Annotated in this window: 13 protein-coding genes; 12 read left to right on the forward strand and 1 reads right to left on the reverse strand. The window is 59.6% G+C overall.

Going from position 1 to position 14368, the window contains the following annotated elements; translation table 11 throughout:
* The first annotated feature begins 24 nt into the window (after positions 1 to 24).
* The 7 genes from EMO90_RS06915 to EMO90_RS06945 all read left to right on the forward strand — a co-directional run bounded on the left by EMO90_RS06915 (position 25) and on the right by EMO90_RS06945 (position 6910).
* The gene (locus EMO90_RS06915; RefSeq protein ID WP_150353646.1) at positions 25 to 1827 is read left to right on the forward strand and encodes a prolyl oligopeptidase family serine peptidase; all 1803 of its coding nucleotides are present in this window, start codon (positions 25 to 27) and stop codon (positions 1825 to 1827) included.
* Positions 1828 to 2028: 201 nt separating this feature from the next.
* Positions 2029 to 2727, forward strand: a complete 699-nt coding sequence (locus EMO90_RS06920) for an ABC transporter ATP-binding protein (protein ID WP_223847561.1) — start codon at positions 2029 to 2031, stop codon at positions 2725 to 2727.
* Positions 2720 to 4144: an FtsX-like permease family protein gene (locus EMO90_RS06925; RefSeq protein ID WP_043164780.1), complete on the forward strand. Its 1425-nt coding sequence runs from the start codon at positions 2720 to 2722 to the stop codon at positions 4142 to 4144. Before EMO90_RS06920 ends, EMO90_RS06925 begins: the two co-directional genes overlap by 8 nt.
* Before the next feature lie 32 nt (positions 4145 to 4176).
* Positions 4177 to 4575 (forward strand): DUF6591 domain-containing protein, encoded by a 399-nt coding sequence (locus EMO90_RS06930; protein ID WP_043164778.1) that lies wholly within the window; start codon positions 4177 to 4179, stop codon positions 4573 to 4575.
* Between the two features lie 21 nt (positions 4576 to 4596).
* Entirely contained in the window at positions 4597 to 4953 is a 357-nt protein-coding gene (locus EMO90_RS06935; RefSeq protein ID WP_052119033.1) for a hypothetical protein, read from the forward strand.
* A 95-nt stretch (positions 4954 to 5048) separates the two neighbouring features.
* Positions 5049 to 6230 carry a sensor histidine kinase gene (locus EMO90_RS06940; protein WP_223849699.1) on the forward strand — a complete coding sequence of 394 codons (1182 nt, stop codon included), beginning with the start codon at positions 5049 to 5051 and terminating at the stop codon, positions 6228 to 6230.
* A complete protein-coding gene (locus EMO90_RS06945) occupies positions 6227 to 6910 on the forward strand; it encodes a response regulator transcription factor (protein WP_043164775.1) in 684 nt (227 codons plus the stop codon). The genes EMO90_RS06940 and EMO90_RS06945 overlap by 4 nt, the downstream gene beginning before the upstream one ends.
* A gap of 156 nt (positions 6911 to 7066) precedes the next feature.
* Here EMO90_RS06945 and EMO90_RS06950 read toward each other — a convergent pair whose 3' ends face one another.
* Positions 7067 to 8401: an ABC transporter substrate-binding protein gene (locus EMO90_RS06950; protein WP_043164978.1), complete on the reverse strand. Its 1335-nt coding sequence runs from the start codon at positions 8399 to 8401 to the stop codon at positions 7067 to 7069.
* A 234-nt stretch (positions 8402 to 8635) separates the two neighbouring features.
* On the opposite strand from EMO90_RS06950, the gene EMO90_RS06955 reads away from it, so the two are divergent.
* The 5 genes from EMO90_RS06955 to EMO90_RS06975 all read left to right on the forward strand — a co-directional run bounded on the left by EMO90_RS06955 (position 8636) and on the right by EMO90_RS06975 (position 14353).
* Positions 8636 to 9754: an ROK family protein gene (locus EMO90_RS06955; protein WP_044088998.1), complete on the forward strand. Its 1119-nt coding sequence runs from the start codon at positions 8636 to 8638 to the stop codon at positions 9752 to 9754.
* 131 nt (positions 9755 to 9885) lie between these two features.
* Positions 9886 to 10815, forward strand: a complete 930-nt coding sequence (locus EMO90_RS06960) for an ROK family protein (RefSeq protein ID WP_052119032.1) — start codon at positions 9886 to 9888, stop codon at positions 10813 to 10815.
* Positions 10816 to 11227: 412 nt separating this feature from the next.
* A complete protein-coding gene (locus tag EMO90_RS06965; RefSeq protein ID WP_043164773.1) occupies positions 11228 to 12538 on the forward strand; it encodes a sugar ABC transporter substrate-binding protein in 1311 nt (436 codons plus the stop codon).
* A gap of 10 nt (positions 12539 to 12548) precedes the next feature.
* Positions 12549 to 13484, forward strand: a complete 936-nt coding sequence (locus EMO90_RS06970; protein ID WP_044088999.1) for a carbohydrate ABC transporter permease — start codon at positions 12549 to 12551, stop codon at positions 13482 to 13484.
* Positions 13484 to 14353, forward strand: a complete 870-nt coding sequence (locus EMO90_RS06975; protein ID WP_043164770.1) for a carbohydrate ABC transporter permease — start codon at positions 13484 to 13486, stop codon at positions 14351 to 14353. Before EMO90_RS06970 ends, EMO90_RS06975 begins: the two co-directional genes overlap by 1 nt.
* Positions 14354 to 14368 lie beyond the last annotated feature (15 nt).

A 14368-nucleotide genomic window follows, 5' to 3' on the forward strand; every position in this document is an offset into this window, starting at 1 on the left:
AGACACTTTTGCAATGGAGTAACTATGAAGTGTACAACACTCAATCAACCCATCAAATTGTATGAAGAATTCTCTGACAAGTATCGCAGCAAGGCGCAACAACTTTGTGAACATTTAATAGAGGATACAAATAATTTTCATTATTCCAGTAATCAATCGCTCGAATTAATGCAAATTAATAATGAACTAGTAATTCATTTCAAGGATGATCCGTCGCAATATATTCATTTATGTCAAAAACCGATTGGAAGAATATCTGGTTTTTACATTAATTCAGAGAAGACAATAGCGGCATTATTAACGCAGATGCCAAAAACTGATTTTTACACTATTTCATTATATGAATTGAAAAAGCAATCCGCCAATATTCTTCTAAGGTGCAACAATGTTGTACCTCAGATAAGAACGACATACCATTCTATCTATTGGATTAATAAAAGCAAATCAAATCGCCCGTATAAACTAATGATGGCAAACAAGTGTGGCATCATTGAAGTATACGGCACAAATAGTGAATATGATATATTATCTTTCGTTTGCAGTAATGATGCGGTTATTGTTATAAGAATGACGCACGGAGACAATTCTCGTATGCTGTTTTTCGATGATTTCGGCGAAAGAGACACACGCTTTAGGGAAATTACTGCATCACTCCCCATTGATTCGATGGAGATTACAAATACTCTTCTATATGCTATCGTCAATAACCAACTTCTAATTATTAACTTTTTTAACGATATACATGATAGGCAAATGATTCAGTCTCCCCATGGATTTATTCCTAAATCATTGCAAAAGCGTAATGGGATTGTTTATGTGATAGGACGCCTATCGGGCGACTCCGCCATCTGGATTCCATCTCTCGGACAAAATGGGATATGGAAAGCTCCTCCTTGTGGAGTTATTAGTTTTCTTGGATTTCAGGATAGGTTCCCTGTTTTCTGCATATCATCTCCAATCCATCAAACGCAAATTGTAACAGGAAATAGGAAAGGATTCTTAGAGGCTGTATCGTCCACACCTAATATTCACTGTCGCAAAAGTATTATCCGGAGTAGAGATCAAACAAATATTCCCATTACACTTTTTTATAGACTTGATAGTATTCTCGAGCAGTCTCCTATTCTATTGATGGCATACGGATGTTATGGAATCGCACTTGAGGGAGCCTATGACCGTTTGATTTCATATGTCATACAGTCCGGCATAACTGTTGCCTTCTGCCATATTCGAGGTGGGGGCGAGTATGGGGAGGAATGGCATAGGCAAGCGATAAAAAACAATAAGTTCATATCTATCAATGATTTTCTCGATTGCACTAAAGGATTGATTGCAAATAACTTATGTGACGCCAAACGCATTGGAGCAGTGGGTTCAAGCGCCGGCGCTTTGGTTGTTCTTTCTGCCGCATTGCGCCGCCCGGATTATTTCAAAATTGTTCAATTATCGCACCCTTTTTTAACACCGGAATTGATTCTCACAAACCCCGACAATCCACTTACAATTAGCGATTGGGATGAATTCGGATATCCATCATCATCTTCTTGCTATGACTCGTTTTCACCTTTGGCGCAATTGCGGCGTCTTCCAGCTGATTTTTCTAATCAAGCTCCTGACATTTGGATTACTGCCGGCAAGAATGATATAAAGGCGCCTCTCTTATATACGGAACAATGGCTGAATTCATATTCGGCTATTGTTCCGTCCGCACATAATTCGGTGTTTTTGCAACTTTTAGATGAAGGACATCACAATTCTGATGATTCTTTGACCGGTGGCTGTTTATCAACTATATGGTTACTCGACTCTCTCTTCGACACAGATTGACATCTTTTGATGTCAATCGTCTCTCCGGCATAGACGATTGACTCGTCTTTATGGATACTGTCGGCAGTAGCACTCTCGTAGGAAGGATTCTCGTCCATGAAAAAACAACCAAATGACTTCATTGGGGTAAATACATATTTATCGATTCAGGCGCGTGGGCTGGTCAAGCGTGTGGCTTCCGCTGATGGTTCCAGTCCGAGTGTGATTCTCAATGATGTCTCGTTGGATATTCCCGGTGCCGGGTTGACGGCGATCGTCGGGCCTTCGGGAGCGGGCAAGACCTCTCTGTTGTACGTGTTGTCCGGTTTGGACAGGCCCGACTCGGGCCGGGTCGTCATCGGCGGCACCGACATCTACGCGTTGGACGAGGAGCGTCGTTCGCGGTTCATCCGCGGGCATATCGGTTTCGTGTTCCAGCAGTACAACCTCGTGCCGTATCTGACGGTCGAGGAGAACGTGACGCTGCCGCTCTCGCTCGCCCATCGCAAGGCCGACTACGTGCATGTCACGCAGCTGCTGTCCCGGTTCGGCCTGCGCCAGAGGGCGAGGACCGTGGTGAGCGCCCTGTCCGGTGGAGAGCAGCAGCGCGTGGCCCTGTGCCGGGCCCTGCTCTTGCGTCCGGCGGTGGTGTTCGCCGACGAGCCCACCGGCGCGCTCGACACCGCGAACAGCGAGCTCGTGCTGCAGGTGCTGCGCGAGCTGGCGGATTCGGGTTCCAGCGTGGTCATGGTCACGCATGACACGGATGCCGCCGCACTGGCCGACCGCGTAGTCTTCCTGCGTGACGGCGGGATCACCCACGTCGCGGGCAGGCTGACCGCCGGGCAGATCGTCGAGGGCATGCGCCGCACGTTCGAGCCGCCCATGTCGCAGCACGGTCAGGAGGTTCGCCGTGGGTAGGTATGTGCTTCGCGTGTTCCGCGACAATCTCGCGGGTTGGGTGCCCACGATCATGGTGGTCGCGGTGGTGACCACGCTGGTGGGCGTGTGCATGAACCAGTTCGTGTGGACCTCGTCGCCGTCGTTCGCGTCGGCCGCCCGGCTGGCGGGTTTGGATCCGGCCGAGTTCGCCATGGTGTCGGTCACGATCTATGTCGTGGTGGCGTTGCTTGCGTTCTTCTCGCTCACGGTGGTCGGTTCGGCCACGGTTGACCGCATCCGCGGCACGTTCGCGCAATGGCGTCTCATGGGCGCCAGCCCGAGCCAGGTGCGTGCGGGCATGTGGATGCTCGTGGGCGTGGCGAGCCTCATTGGCTCGCTGCTCGGTTCACTGATCGCGATGCCGGCCAGCCTGCTCGCGGTTCCCGAGTTCGACGCGATGGCCGCGGAGAGCTTCGCCGGCGGGCTCGGCTCGTTCGTCCCTCCCGCGTTCGCGCCGTCCGTGGCGGCATGGCTCGGCTCGCTGCTGTTGGGCGTGGTCACGTGCATGCTGGGCGCGTTTGTGCCCTCGATGCGTGCGGCGAAGGTCCGTCCCATCGAGGCGATCCGCGGCAAGGACGCGCCGATTGGACGGCGTGGATGGCGGTATTGGGTGCGCTGGGCGCTGGGACTGGTTGTCATGGCGGCGGCGCTGGTATTGGCGTTCTCCGGCATGGGCATGCCGCGCGCCCGCGCGTTCGGACAGGAGGCCGGCCAGACGTTCAACGGCGCATTATGGGCCGGGATCATCGCGTCGTTCGGCATGTATGTCCTCGCCGGCGTGCTGGTCCCGATCCTGTTGGACGCGGGACGCGTCATGTGCCGCCTGTGCGGGTCGGCGACCGGCGTGCTCGCGGCCCGTGCCGCTAGGGCGAAGGCCGTGTCCAGTATGAACACCATCGCCCCGCTCGCACTGGCTCTGGGATTGTCCGCGACCCTGCTGACCTGCGCGCGGTCCTACGGGCGGATACTGGCCCTGGGTGGCCATCCGACGAGCCTGAACTACGCGGACTCGCTGCTGATGATCGCGATGCTGTGCATCGTGTCCCTGGCCACGAGCCTGGCCGTCATCGCGTTGTCGAACCGCGGCATGGTCGCCGACCAGGCGCTTCTGCGCAGCATCGGCATGTCGCCGCGCCGGGTGACGCGCATGATCCTGTGGCAGAGCCTGCAATTGGCCGCCGGCGCGGTCGTCCTCGCGCTCATCCCGGTCGCCGTCAGCTCGCTCGTGCTCGCCACACGCTCCATCACGCTCGTCGGTGTTCCGGTGGCCGAGATCCCGTGGACCGGTGTGATCGGCGCGGCAGCGGCCTGCTGGCTGGCGTTGTTCCTCATCCAGTACATGCAGATCCGCCCCGCGTTGCGCCGCAGCGTGGCCGACGCGATCAGAAGCCGTTGACGGCACCGGATTCGGAAAAGGAGGATGAGATCATGCCTGTCCGATACACGGCCATGCCGAGGCGAGCCCCGGTGTCCATGCTGCTCGCGTTCCTGCTAATCCTGACGGCCTTGTTCGGGCTGGCGGCGTGCGGCTCCGTCCAAGGCTCCTGGCCGGACGGCCAGTATGCCGGCCGGGTGCCCGAACCCGATCGGGTGACGACCCGTATCAGGGACGAGACCGACAACGGCTATCTGATCGACGTGTCATGGACCATCGCCGAGGCGAAGGACTACGCGCGAAAGATCAAGGACGCGGGCTTCACCCGCAACGCCACCGAGGAGGAACAGGCCGGCGTATACGACTACACGGCCGACGACGGCATCGTCAAGGTCTCCATCAGTGCATTGCCTGGTGACAACGGCACCATCAACATCAACAAGCTCCAATGACACTCAAAAGGATCGGCGCTCATGGACATTCCCGCACATCACGAACCGTCACCCGGCAAGCCCCTGTCGGCGTCACCGCCCGTCCCGGAGCCCGGCCGGCCGAACCCGCCCCAACCGTTGCAAGCCGCGCCGAACGATTCGATCGTCGGATTCCTGCTGCTCGGACTGTTCCTGTCCCTGCCCGGCGTGCTGATCGCGTGGATCACCGGCCGCGACGGGCACGGATGGGAGCATGGCGGCCGCGTCGCCGCATGGATCGGGGCGCTGCTCTCGCCGTTCGTATGGCTGGCCATCATCATCGTATTCACTTTGTTGTTCACCGGTTCGGTCACGATGCTCGGCTGCCTGATGCCCGGCGCGGACTGTCTCGCCCAGTAAGCACGCCGATGACCCGGCGAGACGGCACAGTGGATCGTATGGAACGGCAAACGGTGAACGTCGGCAGGGTCACGGCCACAGCCATGCCATTATGCGTGCTCGCGGTCGAGGTCATGATGCTCATGTGGGAGCGCATAATCGGCACCCCATTGGACCCGATGTACACGCTCGCCAAGCAGACCGGCGGATTCGTGCTGCTGTTGCTGGCCCTGTGCCTGTCATGCTCGGTCTTGATGTTCCGTTACCGGGTCCCGTCCGTCACATTGATGTCGCAGCTCGTCCTGACCCTAATGCTGTCCTTCTGGCATGCGGACTCGATTCTGCTGGTCCAGCTGGTCGCGGCGTTTTACGCGTTCATGCGCACGACCGGGGAACGCCGCATGTACATCGGATCCCTCGCGACGACGTTGGCCGTGACCTTGGCGACGTTCATGTCATGGCCCGCCAGCCAGTTCCTCGGCGAATGGCCTGGCCGCATCCTCCTACTCGCCCTCGCCGGCGCGATCGCCCTGGCGCACCGCGGCATGGTTCAAGCCAGGAGAGCCACGGCCGCCGCCGGCCTGGAACACCGGCGCGCGCAGACCGCCGTCAAGCAGCGTGACGCCGCGGTGCGTCGTTCGCGCATCGCCGGACAGCTGCACGACAGCGTGGGTCACGGGTTGACCACGATCATCGCTTTATCCGAGGGATTGAGCGGTAAGACCGGCGACCCGCGCGTGGACGAGGCCCTGAAAGGCATCAACGAGATCGCACGGGAAAGCCTGGCGGACACGCGCAAGGCCGTGCGCGCACTGACTGAAACCGACACGACCGACGAAGACCCTGCTGAACCGGGATCCCGGAGCATGCGTTCATGGGATGACATCCGTCCGATCCTCGCACATGCCCGCACGCTCGGCATCATCACCATATTCACCGAAACCGGCATCCGCGCCGACGACGAACCCCAGGCGGACCTCTGCTTCGACGTGACCCGAGAGGCCATAACCAACGCCATCCGCCACGGCAGACACGTCACGCATCTCAACGTATCATGGAACCACCAGCCCAACGGAGTCACCGTCATCGTCCGCAACGACGGAGCCACCGGTGCGGCGCAAGCCGTCGCACCCGATGACGGCACCGGATTGGCCGGACTGTCACGGCGCGTGCAAGACGCCGGCGGCACGTTCGCCTATGGGCCGGTCGATGGCACCGAATGGCATGTCAAAGCGGTCATTCCCCCAACCGGGAACATGACCGGGAAGCAACCGGCCGAAAGGAAGATTCAACCATGATCCGTGTGATGCTCGTAGACGACCAGAGACTGGCACGCCTCGGTTTCCAGCTCATGCTCGACGACGTGACCGACATCACCGTCATCACCTCAGCGGAAAACGGGCAATCCGCCATCGACACACTCAACCAGTTGGATGCCAATCACCGGCCATTGCCCGACGTGATCCTCATGGACGTGCGCATGCCCGGCATGGACGGCATCGAAGCAACCCGACACATCGCCAGACACTGGCCCACCATCAGAACCCTCATCCTCACCACCTACGACGAAGACGACTACGCCTTCGGCGGGCTCGACGCTGGAGCCAGCGGATTCCTACTGAAAGACATAAGTAAATCACAATTAATGGAATCGATAAAAGCTGTTTTTGAAAATGGTAAAATTCTTACTCCACGAATAACAAAGAAACTAGTAGAATATCAACAAAGCAAATTCATTTTTCAAGACCAACAAAATATATTTATTGAATCATTCAAGAGTCTTACTACTAGAGAGCGTGACATATGTGCCTTAATCGCACAAGGACTCAGTAATGAAGACATAGCAAAAAAACTATTTCTGGAAACCAAATCAGTCAAACGCTATGTTAGTCGAATTCTATCGAAACTTCATCTTTCAAACCGCACCCAAATTGCAATCAATTGGATTAAATCGGGTGTTTTTACACAACTGAAATAGTGACTTCAATTCAAACATAGGCCCATGTCAATATTTCACACATTTATGAAATGTGCTTAACATGAAGTATCCATCTAATTACGAGTATAATTTATATACTCCTTTATAATACTATATGAACCATAGCTAATTTCTTACAGGAGTCATCTTTGTAATCTATTCATCTTGAAACGATGCAAATCCTTGGTCAGCGGCATAATTTCTTAGCGCTATCTGCCATTTGCCAGCAGCAGTCCTGAAATCGGTCTTGCCGGAGAAGAACGATCCCATATTGTCGTTGTAGATGGAGCGGGCGTAGGGTTCGAAGGGCAGAAACTCCCATTTGCCGGTGACGTTCTTGGCGGCCTGGGAGAAGACCTCGTTGTATTTCTGTCCGCCGAAGAACTCGTTGTCGCTGCCGTCGGCGTTCCTGAGCGTGGTCTTGGCGAGGAAGTCCTTCTGGTCGAGGGTCTTGGTGGTGGCGGGGAAGCTGCCGTTGGATACGCGGGCGTCGATGCCTTCGTCGTTGGTGGTGACGTATTCGACGAACTTCTTGGCGGCGTCGAGTTTGCCGTCGGGGATCTTCTTGGTGATGGCCAGTCCGCTGCCGCCGTATTCGCCGTTGATGGGCGTTCCGTCGATGGTGGGTAGGAGGGCTACGCGGAATTTGCCGGTGGCTTGGGGCACGCCCTGCAGGAGGTTGTTGGCCATCCATGCGCCGCTGATGAGGCTGGCGATGGAGCCGTCGCCCAGTGACTTCATCCAGTCGTCGGTCCAGGTCTTCGTGTGGACGTCGATGAGGTCTTCGTCGCGCATCTTCTGCCAGAGGTTCATGAACCGCTGGGCGCCCTTGTCCTTGGTGATATTGATGGTCAGTTTGTCGTCGTTGAGTTTGTAGGCGTGGCCGCCCATGGCCCACATCATCGCGTTGAACAGGCCGGCGTCGCCGGAGTCGGAGGTGATGTAGGAGCCGGTGGCGCGGATCTTCTTCGCGTCTTCGTAGAACTCGTCCCAGGTGGTCGGTGGTTGGCCGATACCGGCCTTGTCGAACACGTCCTTGTTGTAGAAGTAGGCCATGGGGCCCGAGTCGGCAGGCATCGCGTACAGGCCGCCGTTGATGTTCACGGAGTTCCATGTGCCGGGAGTGAACGTGTCCTTGAACTTGACGGTGTCGTAGACCTTGCTCAGATCCATGAGCGTGTCCGAGTGCACGAACTGCGGGATGGCGAGGTATTCGATCAGGGTGACGTCGGGCAGGCCATTGCCGGCCTGGGCCGCGTTGTTGAGCGCGGTGTAGGTCTCCTCGGTGCTGCCGACGTTGCTCACCTTCACCGTGATGTCGGGGTTGGCCTTCATGAAGTTTTTGGCGGCGCGATCGATGCTGGCGTCCCACGACCATACCGTCAGTTCGGTCTTGCCCGAGCTTGTTGTCGTGTTGCCGCATCCCGCGAGAGGGATGAGCAGCGCTCCGATGGCGGCCGTGGCGATGGCTGCGCGTGTGGTGTTGTTCATGTTGGTCTTCTTTCCGTGCTCGACCATCTTTGGCCGTATGTCGCAACTATTTTGTTTGGATGTCGAACATGATTATGTACAAAGATGGGAAACTTGTCAAAGTGCCGGGGTTTTCATATTGTCAGTCCCCTGATGGGTGTTATCCTGAAAGCCGTTCGAGGATGACGCCGGGATGTCCGTCCCGATAATGTGATTCCGCATTTTCCGCAATCGTCTCACCCGAGGAGGGCTCCCATGTACGCTAAATCCAATCCCAGCGATGCAAGGGCCAACAACCGCAGACTGCTGTTCCGGCTACTGTTTCCCGACCGGCAGCTGTCGCGCGCCGACCTGTGTAAGGAGACGGGGCTTTCCCGCGCCACCGCTACGGATGTGACCGGCGAGATGATCGACGACGGCCTGCTGAGGGAACTGGGGTCGGGCAGGCGCGACGGCCGGGGCAAGCCGGGCACCCTGCTGGCCATCGACGCGGACGTGCTTCGTCTGGTATGCGTCGATCTGTCCCGCCCGTATGTGATGACCGGCGCCGTGATGGACCTGCGGGCCAGAATCGTGGAGCGCCGCGAACGCGTGCTCGATGATGGCGACCGGGTCGATCTCGACGATGTGCTCTCGCTTGTGGGCCAGATGATCCGGCTTGCCGGTTCGGGGCTCGTCGGCATCGGCGTGGCCGTCCCCGGCGTGGTTTCCGGCGCGGGGAGGGTGATCTCCAGTTCCAATCTCGGCTGGGATGACGTGGAGCTTCGCGACATGCTCGAAGGCGAGTTCTCGTTGCCGGTCCGAGTGGACAACGACGCGAACGCGGCTCTGCTCGCCGACCGCTTCCTCGGGCACGGCAATCCCAACTGTCTGCTCGTGCAGATCACTCGGGGCATCGGCGCGTCGGTGCTGCTGAACGACGAGTTCGTGGAGGGCGATGACCATGCGGCCGGCGAAATCGGCCATGTCGTGATCGATCCCGCCGGCCCTGCGTGCACCTGCGGCAAGCGCGGCTGTCTGGAGACCTATGTATCGGCCATCGCGTTGCGCGACCGCATCCGCCGGAATCCCGAGCGGCGCGCGGACATCCTGGCCGAGGCCGGCGCAAGGCTCGGCAGCGCGCTGGCCATGCCGGCGAGCCTGCTGAACCTTCACGACATCGCCGTCTACGGGCCTCCCGACATCGTCGGCGAGACGCTGCTCGGCGCATGCGGCGAAACCGTCAACTCCTTGTCGCGGAACGACTACCAGAGCAACATACGGGTGCGCCGGTGCGAGCTCGGCGACGACGCCACCCTGCGGGGGCAGGCGGTCTCGGTTCTGCGCGAGATCGTGGGCAGGCGCGGGCTGTCCGCGGCGGCGGCCTCGTCCTGATGGATGCGGCCGCCGTCGCAGGGCGCGCATGTCGTGGTGTATCATCGCTTCCCGAATCCAATATGTAAGGATTTCGAACATAATGATCGGCGGACGAAAGAGAAGTCCGTCCAACGGGAACGGAGATTGCCATGATGATGAACGGCGGCGGCGCGACGGAAATAGAGAACCTGCGCGTCGGAGTGGATGTCGGGGGAACGAAGATCGAGGCGGTGCTGACCGACGCGGCCGGCGCCATCCTCGCGTCCGGACGCAGGACGGCCCGAAAGGGCGGCAATGAGGTCGTGGAGGACGTGGCCGCCATCGTGCGGCAGGTGGCCGGCATGAGGTTCGGTGATGTGAGATCGGTGGGCATCGGCATCCCGGGGTTGGTCCACCGAGACACCGGGCAGGTGGAGAACGTGGTCAATCTCGGAATCGAGAAACTGGAGCTCGGGGGCCGCGCGTCCGGCGTGCTCGGTCTGCCCGTGTGGGTGGACAACGACGTGAACGCCGCCGCGCTGGGAGCCTATGGGACGCTTCCCGAACGGCTCCGTCAGGGAAGGATGGCGTTCGTCAACCTGGGGACGGGGCTGGCGGCCGGATTCGTCCGCGCCGGTCTCGTCGAACGCGGCGACACGGGCGCCCTCGGGGAGATCGGCCACCTTCCGGTGGATTCCAACCGCGTGGCATGCAAATGCGGCCAACGCGGATGTCTGGAGACCGCATGCTCGGGAGGGGCTCTGCGACGCATGTGGCCCATGGCGGATCCTCCGCTGCCCGACATCCTCGCGAAGGCCGCAGGAGGCGATGCCGAAGCCGGGCGGGTTCTCGGCATCCTGCTGCATGCCCTCGCCGACGTCGTGCAGATCGTCGCCCAGGGCGAGGACCCTTCGGTCATCGTCATCGGGGGCGGCGTCTCGCGCGTCGGCTCCCCGTTGCTTGACGCATTGCGCGGGGAACTGCGCAGGCGGGAATCCTCCAGCGGTTTCATCGCGGGTCTGCGCCTGACGGAACGTCTGCGGCTCGCCGACCCGTCGATTCCGATCGGCGCGCTCGGTGCATCCCTCATCGCCTGCTGACCGCACTTCCCGATGCAACGCCCCCCTTCGGCGCGTCGGGCCGAATGCCGCGCGTTCCGTCAGGTTTCGCCAAGCAAGGCCGTAGCATGCCCCTTATTTTGTTCGACTGACTTGCAAAAAAGATAAAGGCGTCATATCCTTGGCTATCAAGGAGGTTGAAACCAACTAAGGGAATTAAGCAAGGATGACTAACAAAATTCTGGTCATTCATGCCGTGATGTCATGTCGAGGAACGATGTGACATCACGTTCCCAGGCGCTGTTTCGGGCGCCGGCGACGGCGTCCGAAACAGCATCGTCCACGCATGGCAGCGCGGGCGGATACGGACCCGGGACCGTCGTGCGCAGCGGCACGTCGCGCCATTCCTCCGAACGGCGGCGTCGGGCAGGCATTCCAGGAAAAGGAAACCACCATGAGAACGAAGAGGATTTCCGCGGCCATCGCCTTGGCGGCCGCGTCAGCGCTCACCCTGTCGGGATGCTCGATGGGAGCCCCGTCCGGCGGATCGCAGCAGGATGCGTCCGCGGGCGGCAAGCTGACGGTGTGGATCATGCAGGGCGACCAGAGCGAGGACACCATCAAGGCGATCAACGAGCGGTTCACCAAGGAGACGGGCGTCAAGGTCGATGTGCAGACCCAGGTGTGGGCCGACATCAACACGAAGGTGACGACCGCGCTGTCCACGGACACGCCGCCGGACGTTATCGATCTGGGCAACACGCAGGTCGCCGGGTTCGCCGTGAGCGGCGGCCTGCTGGATCTGACGGACAAGGCCGACGATATGAGGCAGGGGCACACCTGGCTGTCCGGTCTTGAGGAGCCCGCCACCATCGACGGCAGACTGTACGGCATCCCCGCGCTGGGGGCCGCCGGCGCCGTGATCTACAACAAGAAGATGTGGTCCGCGGCCGGAATCGACAATCCGCCGAGCACGTACGAGGAGCTTGAAGCCGACCTGCAGAAGCTCCGGGACGCGAACACCGACAAGGACTTCTCCCCGTTCTACATGCCCGGCCGCGATTGGAAGTCGGCGGCACGGTGGATCTGGGATGCCGGCGGCGACTTCGCCGAGCAGCAGTCGGACGGAACCTGGAAGAGCACCCTGTCGAGCGACAATTCGCTCAAGGGCATCGACCAATGGCTGGAATTCCAGCACAAGTGGTCCTCCGAGGCGTCCCGTTCGCTGGATACCGGCAACCCCGACTTCAGCCAGCTGCTGGCCGAAGGCAAGACCGGCGCGATCCTGAACAACAGCGCCGGCATCCGCACCATCCAGCAGTACAACCCCGACCTCACGACCGACGATCTGGGATCGTTCCCCATGCCCGGCGCCAGCGGCAAGCTCCAGCCGGCGATGATGGCCGGCTCGGTATGGGGCGTCGCCCAGAAGAGCAAGCGTCAGGAGCTGGCGCTCAAGTGGATCAAGATCGCCGCGAGCCCCGAGATCCAGAAGGACTACGTGTTCGCCAAGGACGGGTGGATGCCCAACTACGTCGAAGGCCTCGACGAGGTCATGAAGTCCGCGGACTTCCCGTCCTACCTGACCGGCTTCTTCGAGTCGGCGAAGAACACCAAGGCCACGCCGGCGTCACCGCAATGGCTGACCATCGAGAACGACAGCTCCCTGAACTGCTTCGGCGACATCGCCACCGGCGCCACCACGGCCAAGGCCGCGGCCAAGTCGTTCGACGAGCATGCGGACTCCCTGTACGCGAAGAAGTAGGGGAAGCGTGATGAGCAATGCGCAATCGACGGCTGCCGCCGTCCCCGTGGTGAAGCGGCGTCGCAATCTGACGCCCCTGTGGCTCCTGACACCCGCCGGCGTGATCATCATCGCGCTGGTCGTGGTGCCGTTGATCTTCCTGGTCTTCACGTCGTTCACGGACTTCAACCAGAAGACCCTGTTCACGGGCTCGTTCAACATCGTCGGGTTCGACCAGTACGAGAACGTGCTGACCGACCCGGAGTTCTACAAGTCGCTGGCCCGCACGTTCGGGTTCGCTGCCGCCCTCGTGGCCGGCAGCGTGCTGATCGGCATGGGCGTGGCCCAGCTGATGACCAAGCTGGGGCCGGTGATGCGCTGGCTGGTCACGTTCGTGCTGATCTTCGCGTGGGCCATGCCGAACGTCGCCTCGTCGGTGGTATGGAAGTGGCTGTTCCAGCCGGGGTACGGCGTGGTCAACTGGCTACTGACCCAGACCCATTTGTTCGGGGACGTGACGAACCTGTCGTGGACCGACAACACGTGGCTCGCGTTCCTGGAGATCTGGCTGCTGGTCGTCTGGCAGGCCGTCCCGTACATCGCGATCAACCTGTACGCGGCGACCACGCAGGTGGACAAGTCCTGCCTTGAGGCGGCCCAGCTGGACGGCTGCTCGAAGCTGCGCTGCTACTGGCAGATCACCGTGCCGCTGATCAAGCCGAGCCTGATGGTCATCACGATGCTGTCGGTGATCTGGGACTTCAACGTGTTCAACCAGATCTGGCTCGTCTCCCAGGGAGGCCCCCGCGAGACGACCGCGACGATCGGCATCTTCACCTACAAGAAGGCGTTCGTGTCGTTCGACATCGGCACCGGCGCCGCCGCGAGCGTGCTGGTCACGCTCATCCTGCTCGCCCTGACGAGCGTGTACATCCGATACCTGCTCAAATCCGGGGAGGACCTGTGATGACCACCGCAACCATAACCTCTGCCGCGCCGCGAGCCAAGCGCAGCCTTTCCTCACGGCTGCGCCGCATCGGCACGATCGTGTTGGCCGTCGCGTTCTGCATCGTGTGGATCTTCCCGGTCTACTGGATGTTCGTCACGTCGATCAAGCCGCGCAACCAGATCATGACCGCCACGCCCGTGTTCTGGCCCGCGAAGCTGTCGATCGACAACTTCATGGTGGCCGTCACCCAGACGTCTTTCCTGACGAACCTGAAGAACAGCGTGATCGTGACCGCCGTGTCGATCGTCCTGTCGATCGTCCTCGCGTTCTTCGCGTGCGCGGCCCTGACCCTCTACCGGTTCCGCGGCCGCAAGGCGATCATGGTGTTCGTGCTGGCCATCCAGATGACCTCGGGCGGCATCATCCCGCAGTTCATCATCTTCAACCAGTTCGGCCTGCTGAACAAGTACAGCGGCCTGATCCTCGCGTACATCGCCATGGTCCTGCCGTTTGCGATCTGGAACATGCGCGGCTTCTTCCTCAACATCCCGAAGGACATCTTCGAGTCCGCGGCCGTTGAGGGGGCCAACGACTGGCAGATCCTGTGGAAGATCACCTTCCCGCTGGCCGCGCCCGGCATCGTGTCCACGTCCGTGTTCGCGTTCATCAACGCGTGGAACGACTATATGACCGCTTACACGTTTATGAAGGATCAGGCGAAGTATACGTTGCCCGTGTGGCTCTCCTCGTTCTCCACGCCCACCATGGGCACCGACTTCGGCGGGCAGATGGCCGCATCCGTTATCTTCTCCCTGCCCGTCGTGATCTTCTTCATGATCATTCAAAGGAACATCATGAAGGGCGTCACCACGGGAGCCGTCAAATAACCCAACCGAATCGAT

It is taken from the genome of Bifidobacterium vespertilionis, assembly GCF_008698145.1.
GTDB classification, from domain to species: Bacteria; Actinomycetota; Actinomycetes; order Actinomycetales; family Bifidobacteriaceae; genus Bifidobacterium; species Bifidobacterium vespertilionis.

Bases quoted from the DNA above. Each gene is read 5' to 3' on its own strand.
- EMO90_RS06935 (WP_052119033.1), top strand. From the start codon at position 4,597: ATGGACATTCCCGCACATCACGAACCGTCACCCGGCAAGCCCCTGTCG.
- EMO90_RS06915 (WP_150353646.1), top strand. From the start codon at position 25: ATGAAGTGTACAACACTCAATCAACCCATCAAATTGTATGAAGAATTC.
- EMO90_RS06965 (WP_043164773.1), top strand. From the start codon at position 11,228: ATGAGAACGAAGAGGATTTCCGCGGCCATCGCCTTGGCGGCCGCGTCA.
- EMO90_RS06945 (WP_043164775.1), top strand. From the start codon at position 6,227: ATGATCCGTGTGATGCTCGTAGACGACCAGAGACTGGCACGCCTCGGT.
- EMO90_RS06930 (WP_043164778.1), top strand. From the start codon at position 4,177: ATGCCTGTCCGATACACGGCCATGCCGAGGCGAGCCCCGGTGTCCATG.
- EMO90_RS06970 (WP_044088999.1), top strand. From the start codon at position 12,549: ATGAGCAATGCGCAATCGACGGCTGCCGCCGTCCCCGTGGTGAAGCGG.
- EMO90_RS06950 (WP_043164978.1), bottom strand. From the start codon at position 8,401: ATGAACAACACCACACGCGCAGCCATCGCCACGGCCGCCATCGGAGCG.
- EMO90_RS06955 (WP_044088998.1), top strand. From the start codon at position 8,636: ATGTACGCTAAATCCAATCCCAGCGATGCAAGGGCCAACAACCGCAGA.
- EMO90_RS06960 (WP_052119032.1), top strand. From the start codon at position 9,886: ATGATGATGAACGGCGGCGGCGCGACGGAAATAGAGAACCTGCGCGTC.
- EMO90_RS06975 (WP_043164770.1), top strand. From the start codon at position 13,484: ATGACCACCGCAACCATAACCTCTGCCGCGCCGCGAGCCAAGCGCAGC.